The 16,163-nt window shown below is 66.7% G+C and carries 15 protein-coding genes and 1 pseudogene; 11 read left to right on the plus strand and 5 right to left on the minus strand.

Going from position 1 to position 16,163, the window contains the following annotated elements; all coding sequences use genetic code 11:
- Window positions 1-5 precede the first annotated feature (5 nt).
- Window positions 6-740 (plus strand): CPBP family glutamic-type intramembrane protease, encoded by a 735-nt coding sequence (locus tag MBENS4_RS04345; RefSeq protein ID WP_039389017.1) that lies wholly within the window; start codon window positions 6-8, stop codon window positions 738-740.
- A gap of 40 nt (window positions 741-780) precedes the next feature.
- Here the strand turns inward: MBENS4_RS04345 and MBENS4_RS04350 are convergent, their stop codons facing one another.
- On the minus strand, window positions 781-1,017 hold the full coding sequence (locus MBENS4_RS04350) for a DUF2312 domain-containing protein (protein WP_039389019.1): 237 nt from the start codon (window positions 1,015-1,017) through the stop codon (window positions 781-783).
- A 214-nt stretch (window positions 1,018-1,231) separates the two neighbouring features.
- On the opposite strand from MBENS4_RS04350, the gene MBENS4_RS04355 reads away from it, so the two are divergent.
- Both MBENS4_RS04355 and MBENS4_RS04360 read left to right on the plus strand, forming a co-directional pair.
- Window positions 1,232-2,356, plus strand: a complete 1,125-nt coding sequence (locus MBENS4_RS04355; protein ID WP_159108014.1) for an acyltransferase family protein — start codon at window positions 1,232-1,234, stop codon at window positions 2,354-2,356.
- A gap of 189 nt (window positions 2,357-2,545) precedes the next feature.
- Window positions 2,546-3,382 (plus strand): annotated as a pseudogene (locus MBENS4_RS04360) (AI-2E family transporter); the annotation flags it as partial.
- Between the two features lie 143 nt (window positions 3,383-3,525).
- On the opposite strand, the gene MBENS4_RS24585 reads toward MBENS4_RS04360, so the two are convergent.
- Entirely contained in the window at window positions 3,526-3,837 is a 312-nt protein-coding gene (locus MBENS4_RS24585; protein ID WP_084591942.1) for a DUF1244 domain-containing protein, read from the minus strand.
- A gap of 77 nt (window positions 3,838-3,914) precedes the next feature.
- Between MBENS4_RS24585 and pyk the strand changes: the two genes are divergently transcribed.
- Complete coding sequence (pyk, locus tag MBENS4_RS04365) at window positions 3,915-5,396, plus strand: pyruvate kinase (RefSeq protein WP_039389023.1); 1,482 nt, start codon at window positions 3,915-3,917, stop codon at window positions 5,394-5,396.
- A 76-nt stretch (window positions 5,397-5,472) separates the two neighbouring features.
- A complete protein-coding gene (locus tag MBENS4_RS04370; protein ID WP_039389025.1) occupies window positions 5,473-6,102 on the plus strand; it encodes a LysE family translocator in 630 nt (209 codons plus the stop codon).
- Between the two features lie 31 nt (window positions 6,103-6,133).
- Here the strand turns inward: MBENS4_RS04370 and MBENS4_RS04375 are convergent, their stop codons facing one another.
- The gene (locus tag MBENS4_RS04375; RefSeq protein ID WP_039389027.1) at window positions 6,134-6,796 is read right to left on the minus strand and encodes a YggS family pyridoxal phosphate-dependent enzyme; all 663 of its coding nucleotides are present in this window, start codon (window positions 6,794-6,796) and stop codon (window positions 6,134-6,136) included.
- Between MBENS4_RS04375 and MBENS4_RS04380 the strand changes: the two genes are divergently transcribed.
- The 4 genes from MBENS4_RS04380 to MBENS4_RS04395 all read left to right on the plus strand — a co-directional run bounded on the left by MBENS4_RS04380 (window position 6,795) and on the right by MBENS4_RS04395 (window position 12,257).
- The gene (locus MBENS4_RS04380) at window positions 6,795-7,409 is read left to right on the plus strand and encodes a thiamine phosphate synthase (RefSeq protein ID WP_039389029.1); all 615 of its coding nucleotides are present in this window, start codon (window positions 6,795-6,797) and stop codon (window positions 7,407-7,409) included. The genes MBENS4_RS04375 and MBENS4_RS04380 overlap by 2 nt on opposite strands.
- Before the next feature lie 87 nt (window positions 7,410-7,496).
- Window positions 7,497-9,947: a DNA translocase FtsK gene (locus tag MBENS4_RS04385; protein WP_039391727.1), complete on the plus strand. Its 2,451-nt coding sequence runs from the start codon at window positions 7,497-7,499 to the stop codon at window positions 9,945-9,947.
- The gene (locus MBENS4_RS04390) at window positions 9,944-10,369 is read left to right on the plus strand and encodes a hypothetical protein (RefSeq protein ID WP_039389030.1); all 426 of its coding nucleotides are present in this window, start codon (window positions 9,944-9,946) and stop codon (window positions 10,367-10,369) included. The genes MBENS4_RS04385 and MBENS4_RS04390 overlap by 4 nt, the downstream gene beginning before the upstream one ends.
- Before the next feature lie 100 nt (window positions 10,370-10,469).
- Entirely contained in the window at window positions 10,470-12,257 is a 1,788-nt protein-coding gene (locus MBENS4_RS04395; RefSeq protein ID WP_039389032.1) for a cation:proton antiporter domain-containing protein, read from the plus strand.
- On the opposite strand, the gene MBENS4_RS04400 is transcribed toward MBENS4_RS04395, so the two are convergent.
- Window positions 12,242-12,697 carry an Lrp/AsnC family transcriptional regulator gene (locus MBENS4_RS04400; RefSeq protein ID WP_039389035.1) on the minus strand — a complete coding sequence of 152 codons (456 nt, stop codon included), beginning with the start codon at window positions 12,695-12,697 and terminating at the stop codon, window positions 12,242-12,244. The genes MBENS4_RS04395 and MBENS4_RS04400 overlap by 16 nt on opposite strands.
- 156 nt (window positions 12,698-12,853) lie before the next feature.
- Between MBENS4_RS04400 and ald the strand changes: the two genes are divergently transcribed.
- Entirely contained in the window at window positions 12,854-13,969 is a 1,116-nt protein-coding gene (ald, locus tag MBENS4_RS04405; protein WP_039389037.1) for an alanine dehydrogenase, read from the plus strand.
- A 58-nt stretch (window positions 13,970-14,027) separates the two neighbouring features.
- Window positions 14,028-15,740 (plus strand): sensor domain-containing diguanylate cyclase, encoded by a 1,713-nt coding sequence (locus MBENS4_RS26395; protein WP_039389038.1) that lies wholly within the window; start codon window positions 14,028-14,030, stop codon window positions 15,738-15,740.
- Here MBENS4_RS26395 and MBENS4_RS04415 read toward each other — a convergent pair whose 3' ends face one another.
- Window positions 15,741-16,163: an acyl-CoA thioesterase gene (locus MBENS4_RS04415; protein ID WP_039389041.1), complete on the minus strand. Its 423-nt coding sequence runs from the start codon at window positions 16,161-16,163 to the stop codon at window positions 15,741-15,743. It lies immediately after the preceding gene.

A 16,163-nucleotide genomic window follows, 5' to 3' on the forward strand; every position in this document is an offset into this window, starting at 1 on the left:
AGCCCATGACACGCCCAACGGTTCCCCTGGCATCCGCCGCCTCGCCCGGCATCGTCGCCATTCTGGCCGACCTTGCCCGCTTCGTGCGCCGCCCGCGCGTGCTCTCCCCGGGGGGTTTGCGCCGACTTTCCAGCTGGAAGGTGCTGGGCGTCCTCTATATACTCCACGTCGCGGTTCTGCTGCTGATCACCCTGCCGCTGACCGCGCTCCTGCAGAGCCAGCTTGGGCTGACGCCGCCCGACGCTTTCGACCAGTTGCCGGCCGGATGGCTGCTGCCCGTCACGGTGATTGCCGCGCCGATCATCGAGGAAATGCTGTTTCGCGGGTGGCAGAGCGGGCGCCCGCGCGCGCTGTGGCTGCTGGGCTGCGGACTTCTGGGGGCCGTCGTCATCGCGGGCCAGGCCCATGGGCTTGGCCCCTTGTGGATTGCAGGGCTACTGCTGGCGCTGGGTGTCGTGGCGGGACTGGGCTGGTTCGCGCTGCGTCGCCGACCTGCGCCCACCTGGTTCCAGCGCGCATACCCGGCGATCTACTGGTTGGCCGCGCTGGTCTTTGCAGGGATCCACATCTTCAACTACGGCAACGCCACGGCGCTGACCGCACTGCTGGTGCTGCCCCAGCTGTGGGCCGGGATCATGCTGGGCTATACCCGTCAGAGACTGGGCGTGGGCGCAGGGATGCTCCAGCACGCGGGCGCCAACGCGGCGACCATGGCGCTGGCTCTTCTCGCCGGGATGTGAGGAACGGCCGGGACCTGTGGCCCCGGCGTTCCCGAATGGATCAGTCGAGGCCGAGCGCGCTGCGGTAGGTCTCGAGCACCATGTCCATCTCGCGACGGTCGTCGGGCTTCATCTTACGCAGGCGCACGATCTGGCGCATGATCTTGACGTCGTAGCCCACGGCCTTGGCCTCGTTGTAGACGTCGCGGATGTCGTCCGAGATGCCCTTCTTTTCCTCTTCGAGACGCTCGATGCGCTCGATCAGCAGGCGAAGGCGGTCGTCGGCGGTTTCGGCCATGGAATTTCAGCTCCGAAAGAAGTTTTGAGAATCGGGTGTCGCCAAGGCGATCGGGCGCAGGCTGATAGCCGCTGCGGGGCCTTTGCGCAAAAGGTGATCCTGTGGAAAGCCTGTTCGAGACCCACCGTGCGCGAAAACGGATGCAGTTCGCATACCGCGCACCGCCCTTTCCGACATACCCTGCCCCATCACATGCGCGCTTCAGGGGATGGCGATGACGGACACAAGGGCTCGCACGCATCCTTGCGGCTTCGCGCTGGAGCCAGCGCAGGGCCAGGGCTTGGCCGGAGGGCACCAGCCCCTCATTTCCCGTGCTGACGCGAACGCGATCAAGGGGATCGCCATCCTCCTGATGTTCACGCATCACCTGTTCGCCCTGCCCACGCTGATCCGCCCGCCCAGTTCGTTCGAGCCTCTCCTCGCGGCCCTGCCGCTGGAGGTGTACCTGGGCCGGCTTGGCAAGATCTGCGTCGCGATCTTCCTCTTCCTCTCCGGCTATGGCTTCGCGCAAGGGACGGCCCGGCCCGATATCTGGCGAAGGCACCTGGACAAGGCGGGCCGTTTTCTCGGCACCTATGCCTTCTATTTCACCGTAGCGGGCCTCGTGGTCCTGACCGTGTCGCTTCTTTCACCCAGCGATGAAATCCCTGCCCGCATCGCTCGAAACCTTGGCGTGCAGGGGCTCCTCACGCTGGGAAAGCCACTCGTCTACGAATGGTGGTTTGCCCAGACCTATCTGGCGCTTATCCTGCTCTTCCCCGTTCTGGCGCGGTCGGCCAATCGGGTGCCATGGCTGATCGGCCTGGGGCTGATGGCTTTCCTCACCGGCGCACTGCTTGATGGACGCCAGCTCAACCCGGCGCTGTTCTCGGTCACGAATCTGCTGATCTGGCAATTGCCGTTCACCTACGGCCTCGCCTTCGCCCACCTGGAAAGACGCCCCCGCTGGCAGGAGGAATTTGGCTCGGCGCGCCTTGCGGGGGGCGCTTCGCTCGCTCTTGGCGCAGGCTTCGTTCTGATCGAGACCACGGCCCCCAAGGTGCTTGCCCCCTTCCTGATCGTCGCCTGCCCCTTGGCGCTCCCGTCCCTCATCGCGTGCGGGCGTACGCCTGCGGCCCGCGCGTCCCTTGCATGGCTGGGCCAGCGTTCGCTTCCCCTCTGGCTGATCCACCCTTTCCTGTGCACCTACCTTGCGCAGGAATGGATCTACGCTGGACGCCACTCGCTCCTCATCCTCGCCTCGTTGCTGGTCCAGACGGTTCTGCTCGCTGTCGCTCTCGAAGCGGCGCGCTCCGTCCTCGTCGCCCATCTTGCCAAGGCCCGTCCGCGGCTTGCCTGACGCGCACTGGCCGGAACATCTCGAAGGCCCCGTGGTTTGCCCCTCGAACCTCCACGGAAATACGAAAGGGAAGCGGCCATGGAAGGCCCCACCGCGCACGACAGCGCTCCACACTGGACACCGGCGCGGGTTGCCATGGCCATCGTCACCGCGCTGGCCATCATCGGCGTTGCACTGCTGCTGGTGCGCATGGTCAGCTTCCTCCTGCTGGTCTTCGCCGCGATCGTCCTGGGCGTCGTCTTCGATGCGATCACTCGGGTGATCTGCCGCCACACCCCGCTGAACCGGGGCATATGCCTGACCCTGGCCGTGCTGCTTCTGCTGGGTGTCTTTGCCGGAGCCTTCTACCTCTTCGGCGCGCAACTGGCCGCCCAGTTCGACATGATCCGCGACAGCATTCCGGGCGCCATCGCCCGCGTCGAGGACCTGCTCGACAGCCTGGGCGTGGGCGAGACGGTGCGCAACGCGCTTGAACAGGGGCGTGAACAGATTTCCGGCGTGTTCTCGCAGGCGGGCGGCTACGTGCTCACCGTGGGCAGTACGCTTACAAATCTCGTCCTCGTGGTGGCGGGTGCAGTGTTCCTGGCCGCCAACCCCGACCTCTACCGGCGCGGGTTCCTGAAGCTCATTCCCAAGGTCGCGGAACCCACGGCCGCAGAGGCGCTGGACGATGTCGGCATGGGCCTCAATGGCTGGATGAAGGGGCAGGTCGTCTCTTCGATCGTCGTCGCCCTCCTCAGCTGGATCGGGCTGGAACTTCTGGGCGTCCCGTCTGCGGCGGGCCTGGGCGTCATGGCGGGCCTGCTCGACGTCATTCCCATGCTCGGCCCCGTCATCGCAGGCTTCCCGGCCGTCCTGCTCGCCTTCACCGTCTCCCCGATGACGGCGCTGTGGACGCTCCTGCTCTATCTTCTGGTGCAGCAGTTGCAGGGCAACGTGCTCCAGCCGATGATCCAGAAGCAGGCGGTCAACATCCCGCCCGCGATCCTGCTCTTCGCGGTGCTGGCGGCGGGCATGCTGTTCGGCTTCCTCGGCGTTCTTCTCGCCTCCCCGCTCACGATCACCGCCTTCGTCCTTGTCCAGCGCATCTACGTGAAGACGCTGCTGGGGCAAGGACGTGCAGATCGGGCCCGAAGACGCTTGAGCGCCGGGTCGGCCGCGCGGCGGGTTCAGTGGCCCGGTGCGTTCTTCTTGAGGCTCTCTTCCATGCGCGCAAGCTGCTCGGGCGTGGCCTCGGACTGGTACTTATCCTTCCATTCGGCAAACGGCATCCCGTGGATCACCGCGCGCGCCTCGGCCTTGTCACCCTCGAAGCCGGCATCGCGGATCCAGTCGGCAAGGCAGTTGCGGCAAAAGCCCGCGAGGCCCATCAGCTCGATGTTCTGGGCATCGTGGCGCTGTTGCAGATGATGCACCAGTCGGCGGAACGCGGCTGCCGCAATTGCATCATCAAGCGTGTCTATCGTTGCTTTCTCGTCCATATTCCTGCCGTTCGATCTTGGTTTAGGAGCCACCCTTTGCCATATGGGCGGCGGGTTTCGAAAGAGGCAGAAAAAACTTGGCAAGCATCCCCTACCGCCGTTCTCCGCATCACCGTGGCATCAAGCGCCAGCGCAAGGTCAAGATTCTGGCTACGCTGGGCCCGGCCAGCCGCGACAAGGAGACCATCGCCAAGCTGATCCAGCGCGGGGCCGACGCCTTCCGCGTCAACATGAGCCATGGCGACCATGACACCCACCGCGAGACCATCGCCAACGTGCGTGCGGTTGAGAAGGACCTGATGCGCCCGATCGCGATCCTGTGCGATCTGCAAGGGCCCAAGCTGCGCGTCGGCACCTTCGAGGGCGGCAAGGCCTTCATCAAGCACGGCGCCCACTTCACGCTCGACCGTGATCCGGCGCCGGGCAACGATGAACGCGTGTGCCTGCCCCACCCCGAACTCTTCGGCATCCTGACCAAGGGGCAGCGCCTTCTCATCGACGATGGCAAGCTGCAGCTGCGCGTGATCCGCGCCGAAACGGACGAGATCCTGTGCAGCGCCGAAGTCGGCGGGCCGATCTCGGACCGCAAGGGCGTGAACGTGCCCGATGCGCTCGTCCCGATCCCCGCGCTTACCGAAAAGGACCGCCGGGACCTCGACTTCGCGATGGATCAGGGCGCGGACTGGATCGGCCTCTCCTTCGTGCAGCGTCCCGAGGACGTGGCCGAGGCGCGCCGCCTGATGGGCCCCAAGGGCTCGCTCATGGCCAAGATCGAGAAGCCCGCCGCCGTGGAGAGCCTCGACGAGATCATCGAGATCTCCGATGGCATCATGGTCGCGCGCGGGGACCTGGGCGTCGAACTCCTCCCCGAGGAAGTGCCCCCGATCCAGAAGCACATCGTGGAAAAGACCCGCGCCTGGGGCAAGCCGGTGGTGGTCGCCACGCAAATGCTCGAATCGATGATCAAGAGCCCCTCGCCCACCCGCGCCGAGGTCTCTGACGTTGCCAACGCGGTCTACGACGGTGCCGATGCGGTCATGCTCTCGGCCGAAACGGCGGCGGGCGACTGGCCGGTCGAAGCGGTCACGATCATGGACCGCATCGCGGTGAAGGTGGAAAGCGACGTCACCTACCGCGAGCGTATCCACCTCGCCAAGGCGCCGCTCGATGCGACCACGGCGGACGCGCTCGCCGGTTCGTGCACCCAGATCGCCGACACGCTGCCGATCGAGGGCATCATCGTCTTCACCAGTTCGGGCATTTCGGCCCGCCGCGTGGCGCGCGAACGTCCGGCAGCCCCCATGCTGGTGCTCACCCCCAGCCAGGAGACCGCCCGGCGCGGCGCACTTCTGTGGGGCGCGCACACGGTCATGACGCGCGACATCGGCAGCTTTGAAGAGATGATCGCCAAGGGCAAGCGCATGGCGCTGCGCCACGGCTTCGGCGCGGCCGGAACCAAGCTGGTGGTGCTGGCGGGCGTGCCTTTCGGCACCAAGGGTTCGACCAACCTGCTGCACATCGTCACGCTCACGGGCAACGAGCTCGACACGCCCAACTGATCGCCCATCACACGCAGCTACGCCGCGCCGGAGCTTCGCTCTCCCGCGCGGCTTAGTCGCTTTCACGGACACCCCCATGACCCTCCAGACCTGGTGGCTCTTTGCCCTGACCGTCTTTGCGATCAGCGCCACGCCCGGCCCGAACATGCTGCATATCCTGACGCGCAGTGTCGATTTCGGCCTGGCGCGCACATTCGCAGCTATGGCGGGTTGCCTTTCAGGGCTGATGATCCTGCTGACCGCGTCGGTCGCGGGTCTCTCGACCCTGCTGGTGGCGGTGCCCGGATTGTTCACGGCGCTGCGCTATGCAGGCGCGGCTTACCTTGTATATCTCGGAATCAAGGCCTGGCGCACCCGGGCGGGCCTGCTGGATGTGGCCGAGAAGAACTTGCCCCCGGCACGGCTCGGTGCAGGGGCACTCTACCGTGGTGGACTCGCGATTTCGCTGAGCAACCCCAAGGCGATCCTCTTTGCCGCCGCCCTGCTGCCCCAGTTCATCGACCCTGCCCAGCCCACCGGCCCGCAGTTCGCGGTGCTGCTCGCCACGTTCGCCGTGATCGAGAGCTTCTGGTACATGACCTATGCGCTGGGCGGACGTTCGATGGGGCGCGCACTGGAACGCCCCAGCGTGAAAAACCTCTTCAACAAGCTGACCGGCGGCCTGTTCGTGGCCTTCGGGATCGCGCTCCTGACCGCGCGCGGATAAACCGGCGCGCAGCCAGGGAGCCCGCTCCGGCTCAGTCGCGCGCGCCGAACAGCGCCGAGCCGACGCGCACGTGGGTCGCGCCCAGCATGATCGCCGTCTCGAAGTCGCCGCTCATCCCCATCGAGAGCTGGTCGAGGCCGTTCTCCTGCGCAATCTTGGCGAGAAGCGCGAAGAAGGGTGCCGCCTCGATGCCGAGCGGCGGCACGCACATCAGGCCGATCACCGGAATGTCCGCCTCGCGCGCGGCCTCCAGCAATGCCGGCACATCGGCAATCGCGCATCCGCCCTTCTGGTCCTCGTCGCCGATGTTGACCTGCACGAAGCAGGGCACCTGGCGCCCGGCCTTGGCCATCGCCTTGCCCAGCGCGCTCACCAGCGAGGGGCGATCGAGCGAGTGGATGCAATCGAACAGCGCGACCGCGTCCTCGGCCTTGTTCGACTGAAGCTGGCCGACGAGGTGCAGCACCAGATCGGGGTATTCCTCGCGCAGCGCCGGCCACTTTTCCTGGGCTTCCTGGACGCGGTTCTCGCCAAACACGCGCTGACCTTCCTCGATCAGAGGTCGGATCGCCTCCGCGTCGTGAGTCTTGGAAATGGCGATGAGTTCGATGCCCGAAGTCTCGCGCTGGGCAATACGGGCCGCGTGATCGATGCTTTCGCGCACCTCGCGAAGGGGAGTGACTGGCTCATTCATGGCGCGCTGCTATAGCGTCCCCGTGCCGAACTGCCACCCATCGAATCCGCGCAAGCCACAAGCAAGGCCCCTTCCCCGGCTCTGGCTCATCAGCGATGCGCGCAACGAGGCGGGACTGGAGCGCGCCCTCGCCCGCCTGCCACGGGGATCGGGCTTCATCTATCGCCACTACCACTTGGGCGAGGCGGACCGGCGCGCCCGCTTCACCCGGCTTGCCCGGACGGCGCGGGCCCACGGCCACACCGTGATCCTTGCCGGAAATGTTGCAAAGGCCCGGCAGTGGGGCGCGGATGGTGCCTATGGCCGCGCGCGCCTGCTGGCACCGGGGGCGCAGAGCCTGCGGCTCGTCACCGTCCACTCGCTCACCGAATTGCGCGCCGCCCACGCCGCGCGCGCCGATGCAGTGCTGCTCTCGCCCGTCTTCGCCACGCGCTCGCACCCGGGCGGGCAGGTGCTGGGCCCCGTGCGCTTTCGCGCCATCGCGGCGCGCGCGCAGGTCCCTGTCATCGCCCTTGGGGGAATGAATACCCACCGCGCCCGGGCCCGGGGCATCGCACGCTGGGCCGCAATCGACGGACTTTCCCGCGATTCGCGCCATCCGCCCACAGCCTGATTCCCCCTCTGTTCTTGACGTAAACGGGCGCGCCTGCGCATGATTGGCGCCTTCACGGCCACTTTTAACGTACGCGGGAATTCGATCATGGCATCTCGGGCAATCGGCTCCGGACAGCGCGCGGGCAAGCCGGACTGGCGCGCCGTGCTTCGCCGCTCGGTGCGCCGCGCGGGCGAACTGGGCGGGGCGGTGGTGCTCTTTGCCGCCATGCTGTTCCTGATCACGGCGCTTGCCACCTACAGCCAGACCGACCCGTCCGCTTCGACCGCCGCGGGCGGCGATGTGCAGAACTGGATGGGCCCGGTCGGGGCCTGGGTGGCCGACCAGTTCCTGTTCTACTTCGGGCCCGTCGCCTGGCTCTTCGTCCCGCTCCTCTATGTCTTTGCCCGCAAGCTCTGGCTGCTGGTCGAGGAAGAGGACGCCGAGGCCGAGCCATCCGACCAGCGCTGGTGGAAGCCGGTTGCCATGCTGGTGCTCGCGATGATGCTGATCACGACGGTGCTCTCCTTGTGGTTCTCGGAGCCCGGCGGCACGTTGCCCGCTTCGATGGGGGGCATGTCCGGGCTCCTGGGGGCCTTCCTCATTGACGCCCTCGCCAGCCTGGCCCCGGCCGCCGCCGTGGTCTGGATCAAGATCGGCGTCGCGCTCGTGTTCTTCGTCGTGGGGCTCACGCTTGTGGGCCGTGTCTTCGCGCTCGACTGGGCGCGCCTGCTCTCGCTTCCCGGCCGCATCGGTCGCCTGCCCCAAGCGCTTCCCTCCCCCTCGCGCTTCTCCCGCGAAGGCAAGGAACCCCGCGCGCCCAAGGCCCGGCGCAAGGGCCGTGCAACCAGCGAGGACGAGGAGGACGCCCTTTCCTTCGAGCCCGACGCTCCGGCCAAGGCCGCGCGCGAGGACGCCCGCAGCGGCGCGGCCGTGGGCCTTTCCGACACCGCGCCGCGCCGTTCGCCCGCCATCGTCGACAGCCAGCGCGCGGCCAAGCCTGCACAGATCGGCGTAGGATCGAGCCAGACCGACCTGTTCGACGAATACAAGCTGCCCTCGCTCGACATCCTTGCCGATCCGCCCGAAGGCTCGGACAAGGTGATCGACAAGCTCAGCCTCGAGCGCAACGCGCGTCTTCTCGAAACCGTGCTCGACGACTTCAACGTCAAGGGCGAGATCACCGCGGTACGCACCGGCCCGGTCGTCACCATGTACGAACTGGAACCCGCGCCCGGCATCAAGTCGAGCCGCGTCATCGGTCTCGCTGACGACATCGCGCGCAACATGTCCGCGATCTCGGCGCGCGTTTCCTCGATCCCGGGCCGCACCGTCATGGGCATCGAACTGCCCAACGCGGACCGCCAGATGGTCTCCTTCAAGGAGATGGTCGCCTCGGAGGCCTTCGCCCACCACAAGGGCATGCTGCCGATCATCCTGGGCAAGGACATCGCGGGTGAACCCGTCGTGGCAGACCTCGCCACCATGCCCCACCTGCTGGTCGCAGGTACGACCGGCTCGGGTAAGTCGGTCGGCCTCAACGCCATCCTGCTCTCGCTGCTCTACCGTCTGACGCCCGCGCAGTGCCGCCTGATCCTGGTCGACCCCAAGGTCCTCGAACTCAAGAGCTACGACGATATCCCCCACCTGCTCTCGCCGGTGGTGACCGAGCCGCCCAAGGCGGTGCGCGCGCTCAAGTGGGCGGTCGAGGAGATGGAACGGCGCTACCGCATGATGAGCGAGGTCTCGGTGCGCAACCTTGCCGGTTTCAACGAAAAGGTGCGCAAGGCCGCGGCCAAGGGCGAGCCGCTCGGCCGCCGGGTCCAGACCGGCTTCGATGCCGAGACGGGCGAAGCACTCTACGAGGAAAACCAGCTCGACTACGAAGTCCTGCCCCAGATCGTCCTCATCGTCGACGAGCTCGCCGACCTCATGGTGACCGTGGGCAAGGAAATCGAAGTGCTCATCCAGCGCCTCTCGCAAAAGAGCCGCGCGGCGGGCATCCATCTCATCATGGCGACGCAGCGCCCCTCGGTCGACGTCATCACCGGCGTCATCAAGGCCAACCTGCCGACCCGTATCTCGTTCGCCGTCACCAGCCGCATCGACAGCCGCACGATCCTGGGCGAACAGGGCGCCGAGCAGCTGCTGGGCAAGGGCGACATGCTCTACAAGCCCAGCACCGACCCCATCAAGCGCGTCCACGGGCCGTTTGTCTCGGACGAGGAAGTCGAGCACGTCGCCGACCACTGGCGAGGCCAGGGCAAGCCCGAATACATCGAGGCCGTGACCGAGGAGCCCGAGGAAGGCAGCTTCGGCTTCGACGACCTGGACGCGACCGCCTCCGACCAGCCCGAGGAGCGCAAGTACCGCCAGGTCTGCCAGCTCGTCTTCGAGAACCAGAAGGTCTCGGTCTCCTGGCTCCAGCGCCAGATGGGCGTCGGCTACAACACCGCGGCCAAGTGGGTGGAGCGCATGGAGAACGATGGCTACGTCGGCCCGGCCAACCACGTCGGCCGCCGCGACATCTACCGCGACGAGAACGGCAACCCGCTGTGAAGACTGTGTCTCTCGCGCTGGCGCTCGCCGCCCTCACCCTGCCCGCGAACTTGGCCGCAGCCCTGCTGCCCCCGGGCCAGTGGCAGCGCCTCTTCGCCCGCGATGTCGAGCGCACGTTGGGCCGCGCGGTTCTCGTCGACACGGCATCGATCCGGATCGCCGGAAACACCCGCACCTACATCGAGGCGAACGTGCTCCAGTCGCGGCGCGGGGCCTACTCCAAGGGCACCACGCTCTACTACAGGCGCGCCGTCAATTGCGCGGGCGGTCGCCACCGTATCGTGAGCTGGTCGATCGTCGCACCCGATGGCCGCACGATCAGCAGCGGCACGAATTCTTCGCCGCAAAGCGGTGCGCTGCAATGGGACACCGCGCAGGGCAAGGTGCTGGGCTACGTGTGTCGGGGCATTCTTCCGCGCTGAACCCTTGGTTACGCCAAGGACAATCCCTAGGTTACGCGCCCCCGGCCTCGGCCAAGCTGCAACCTGACCGGCTCTGGCCGACACGACGAGGAAAGATCCAATGGAAGAGCATGGCCAGGCGTTCCTGCTCCAGGAAGGGTTCTTCCTCCTGGGAACCGCCCTTGTCTTCGTGCTGCTGTTCCGCCGCCTGGGGCTGGGCGCGACACTGGGCTATCTGCTCGCAGGTGCAATCCTGGGGCCCTATGCACTCGGCCTGATCGGGGACGCGCAAGGCAAGATCGACTTTGCCGAACTGGGCATCACGCTTCTGCTCTTCATCGTCGGCCTCGAACTGGCGCCGCGCCGCCTGTGGCGCATGCGCAGCGAGATCTTCGGGCTGGGCTTCCTGCAAGTCGCGCTGTGCGGGCTTGCCATCTCGGCGATCATCTACAGCTTCACGCCGTTCACCGTTCAGGCCTCGCTCGCGCTGGGCCTGCCGCTCGGCCTGTCCTCGACCGCGCAGGTCCTGCCCATGCTGCAAAGCGCAGGCCGCCTCAACAGCCCCTTCGGCGAGCGTGCCTTCGCGATCCTGCTCTTCCAGGATCTCTCGATCATCCCCCTCATCACGATCATTGCGGCGATGAACCGCAACCCGGACCTGCCCGAAGGCCCTCCTGGTTGGCAGCTTGCGGTCATGACCGTCCTGGCCATCGTCGGCCTCGTTGCCGCCGGGCGCTTCGTGATCCGTCCCCTGTTCCGCCTCATCGGCAACCTGGGCGAGCGCGAGATGTTCGTCTTTGCCGCGCTCTTCACGGTCATCGCCTCGGCCGCGCTGATGCAGGCGCTTGGCCTCTCGACCGCGCTCGGCGCCTTCATCGCGGGTGTCATGCTCGCCGACTCGCCCTACCGCCACGAACTCGAAGCCGACGTCGAGCCGTTCCGCTCGCTCCTTCTGGGCCTGTTCTTCATGGCGGTCGGCATGATGCTCGACCTTTCGGCCATTGCCGAGCGTCCGCTCTTCGTGGTCTCGATGGCGCTGGCCCTCATTGCCGCGAAGGCCGCCATCATCTTTGCCCTTGGCCTTGCCTTCAAGATGAAGTGGCGCAGCGCGCTCGCGCTGGGATTCCTGCTCAGCCAGGGCGGCGAATTCGGCTTTGTCCTCTTCGCACAGGCCAGCGAGGCCATGCTGATCGAAGGCCAAGCGGCCAGCCTGTTCGGCGCCATTGTCACCCTCTCGATGGTCGCCACCCCGTTCCTGATGATGGCCACCCGCCGCTTCCGCGAGGCCCCGCAAGGGCGCGCTGGAGAAGAGCGCGAAGGCCCGCGCGCGGACGGGGCAAGCGCAATCATCGTGGGCTACGGGCGCTTTGGTCAGACCGTCGCGCAGATCCTGAATGCCGCCGACATCGCCGTCACCCTCATCGACACCGACATCGATATGATCGACGTCGCCCAGCGCTTCGGCGCCAAGGTCTACTTCGGCGATGGGCGCCGGCTTGACCTCCTGCGCCAGGCGGGCTGTTCGGACGCCCAGATCATCGCCTTCTGCATCGACGGCGAGCAGCTCGACGATGGGTTCCTGCGCGCGGTCCAGACCGCCTTCCCGCAAGCCGCGATCTACGCACGCGTGTATGACCGCCGCTCGCTTCTCAAGCTCAAGGACAGCCCCGCGCGCTTCATCGTGCGCGAGGTCCTGGGATCGGCCGTCACGCTTTCGCGCGCGATCCTCGATGGCCTGGGCCTTTCGGTCGACGACATCGACCGCGCCGAGGGCACCTACCGCAGGATGGACAAGGAGCGCCTCTCGCTCCAGCACGAGGCGCGTGACCTGCGTGTGGCGCACGACCGCATCATCACTGAGCCGCTCCACCTCGGGCGCGGCGGCGAGGCACCTCAGGGCACCGAGTAGCCGGCAAAGCGCTTCACCCGGCGCAGCGAGAAACTGGTCTTCATCGAGGATACCCCCGGCAGGCGCGACAGGCAATCGCGGTGGATCGTCTCGTAGTGGTCGAGATCGGCCGCCGCGACGCGCAGCTGGTAGTCCGCGCCCCCGCTCATCAGGTGGCATTCGAGGATGTCGTCAAAATCGCGCACCGAACGCTCGAAGCGGTCCATCGCCTCGCTGCTCTGGCTGGTGAGCGCGATCTCGACGAAGACCTCGACCGGCAGCCCGATCCGGCGCGCATCGAGCCGCGCCACGTAGCCCGCGATCAGTCCCTGTTCCTCCAGCGCGCGAATGCGGCGGTGGCAGGCCGAGGCGGAAAGGTGAACTTCCTCGGCCAGCTGGGCAATCGAACGCGAGGAATCGGCCTGCAGCGCCTTCAACAAGGCTCGGTCGGTTCGATCCATGAAAATTTTTCCCACACATTGATATTTGAAAGCGAAATTATTCGAACTTCAGCCCATCGCAAGGGCAAATGAGGTAAAACTTTGCGGCGGCCCACCTGTAGGCTGATTCCATCAGGCGTCTGGACCTTCTCCAGGCACGGATCAGGGAGTTTGCGCATGCGCGTCGGTACCGTCACGGAAATCAAGAACCACGAATACCGGGTCGGCCTGACCCCCGAGAGCGCCAGCGAACTCGTCGCCAACGGCCACGAGGTCTGGGTCCAGAGCGGTGCGGGCCTCGGCATCGGCGCGAGCGACGAGCAGTACAGCGCGCTCGGCGCCAAGGTCATCGCGACCGCCGAAGAGGTGTTCGCGGGATGCGACATGATCGTGAAGGTGAAGGAGCCGCTCGCCCCGGAACGCGCCATGCTGCGTGAGGGCCAGATCCTCTACACCTACCTCCACCTCGCGCCCGATCCCGCCCAGACCGAAGACCTGCTGAAGTCGGGCGTCACGGCCATTGCCTACGAGACCGTCACCGGCCCGAACGGCGCGCTGCCGCTCCTGAAGCCGATGAGCCAGGTTGCCGGCCGCATGTCGATTCAGGCGGGGGCCACCGCGCTCCAGAAGGCCCAGGGTGGCCGCGGCGTGCTGCTGGGCGGCGTTCCGGGCGTGATGCCGGGCAAGGTTGCCGTCATCGGCGGCGGCGTGGTCGGCTTCAACGCCGCGCAGATGGCCGCGGGGCTTGGCGCGGACGTGACCATCCTCGACCGCAACCCCGAAGTGCTCGAACGCCTCGGCAACTACTTCGAGGCGCGCGCCAAGACGCGCTTCTCGAGCCTTGCCAACCTGGCCGAGAGCGTGGCCGATGCCGACCTCGTCATTGGCGCGGTGCTGATCCCGGGCGCCGCCGCGCCCAAGCTCGTCACCCGCGAAATGCTGGGCACGATGAAGAAGGGCGCGGTCCTCGTCGATGTCGCCATCGACCAGGGCGGCTGCTTCGAGACCAGCCACGCGACCACGCATGACGATCCGACCTACATGGTCGACGGCATCGTCCACTACTGCGTTGCCAACATGCCCGGCGCTGTCTCGCGCACCAGCACCTACGCGCTCAACAACGTGACCCTGCCCCATGCGCTGGCTATCGCGAACCTGGGCTGGAAGGGCGCGCTGGCCCGCGATCCGCACCTTGCCGAGGGCCTCAACGTCCATGCCGGCAAGGTCACCTACAAGGCCGTCGCCACCGAACTGGGCTACGATTACACGCCCGTCTCGGAGCTTCTCGCCTAGCGTTCAATTCTAACCATATTAACCTTATCTTGAAGAGGCCGGGTCCAGGAAACATCGCATGTTTCCGTGGGCCCGGCCTTTCCTGTTCTGTCTTCTGATCGCGCTGGCGGGACTGATTCCGGGATTCGCCAAGGCTGCCAATGACTTCCCTGTCGGATCACGGTGCCATACGCTGGCGCCGTCCGAAACGTCCTCCGCGAATCTTGCCCGCACCCGCGAGGCCTGGACCTGCGGCCCTTCGGACTGGAAGGTCAGCGGAACCAAGGCAAGCTACGTACGCATCGACGTACGGGGGCGCGACCTGCCAGCAGATGCCGTCCTGACCACCCGCCTCACGCGCTACCGCAGCATGACGATCACCGCGATCGGCTCCGACGGTCGATCCGTCACGCGCGACATCCGGTCGGATGACCTGCGCTTCTCCACCACGCGCTGGCGGATGTACACCGCACTGCCGCGCCTTGATGGTCCGGTGGATGCCTACGTTCTCAAGGTGACGGGGCCGCGCCACATCGGGCTTCTCTCGGACGCCGAAGTCGGCGCGCGCGCCTCGCCCATGGCGGTTGGCAACCGGCAACTGATCCTGGCCGCGCTCTGCGGTTTGATGCTGATGCCGCTGATCCTGAACTTCGTGTTCTTCCGGATCCTGCGCCAGCGCTTCATCCTCTGGCACGCGGCGGCCGTCCTGGCGATGCTCACCCAGACGCTTGTCAGCAGCGGCCTCATCAACCGCTTCGTGCGTCTCTCGGTCACGGAACTGTGCCTGCTCTCGACCTTGAGCTGGGCGTTCATGGTCATCGCCACGCTGCGCTTCTTCATCGACCTGATCGAGCCCGAGACGCTGACCGCGCGCCAGCGCCTTGCCGTCGAACTGCTGTGCCCGTGGTTCCTGTTCTGGAGCGCGTACTACTTCCTCGCCGATGGGGTGCTGCTGCCCTCGGTCGCGCCGCTCTACTACATGTCGTTCCTGCCGATCATCGCCACCCTGCTGGCCACGATCGTTCTCTCGGCGCTGCGCGGCAGCCGCCTCGTCTGGTTCCAGATCGTGGGCTGGACCCCGCTCATGCTGCTGGGCATCGCGCGCAATCTCTCGATCCTGGGGCTGACCGACGCACCGCTGGGCATGATGGTCGAGCAGCACTTCGCGATTGCCTTCGAGGTCGCGGTCACGACACTCGGCGTCGCCGAACGGATCATGACCATCCGCCTGCAGCGCGACCATGCCCTGGCCGAAGCGCGCTTCCAGGCCAACCTTGCGCTGCACGATCCGCTCACCGGCCTCTTCAACCGCCGCGCGATCGAGGAAAAGTTCGACACGCTCTTGCGCACCGGTTTCCACACCATGGCCGCGCTCGACATCGACCACTTCAAGGCGATCAACGACACCCACGGCCACGCCGCCGGGGACGAGGTTCTGAGAGCCGTGGGGCAGGCACTGGCAGGCGACAAGGACATCCTGACGGTCCGCCTGGGCGGCGAGGAGTTCCTGCTCCTCCTGCGCGGCGAGGGCGCGCTGGAACGCGCCGAACGCCTGCGCCAGGCCATTCCCAGCCGGGTCGCCAAGGAGCACCCAGGGCTGCGCAAGCTGGTCACCGCCAGCATGGGGGTCTATCGCCTGGACACGACCTGCGGGCACGTCCCTTCGTTCACCGAAGCCTACACGGCCTGTGACGAGCTGCTCTACGCGGCCAAGGCGGATGGGCGCGACTGCGTGCGCAGCAACGTCTGCATCGAGCCCCTCCCGACCACGCGCCTGGAACTGGTCGGCTGATCAGCTAGTTGGCGAGCCGTTCCAGAAAGGCGCGGCCACATCCTCGGGGATGCGCACCAGCCGCCCCGAAGCGACTTCGATCACGGCCCAGGTCGTGCGGGCGCGCACGAGAACCTTTCCCGTCTCCTCGTCCCCCTCACGGCGAAACGCGACGCAGCGGTCGAAGGTCGCGCGCTTGGGCGCATCGGGGATCCAGGTCGTGGCGGTCACGCGTTCGCCCTCGCGGATGTTGCCGCGGTAGTCGATCTCGTGCCGGGTCACGACCCAGACATAGGCCGCCTGGTGTTCGGGCGGAGCGACCGTCTCCCAGTGAGCGACGGAGACCTCCTCCATCCACTGCACCCAGACCACATTGTTGACGTGGCCGAGCTGGTCGATGTGCTCCGAAGTGGCCTCGAAGCTGCGCGTGAACGGCTCGGCCAC

The sequence above is a fragment of the Novosphingobium sp. MBES04 genome (assembly GCF_000813185.1).
In the GTDB taxonomy this organism is placed as follows: Bacteria; Pseudomonadota; Alphaproteobacteria; order Sphingomonadales; family Sphingomonadaceae; genus Novosphingobium; species Novosphingobium decolorationis.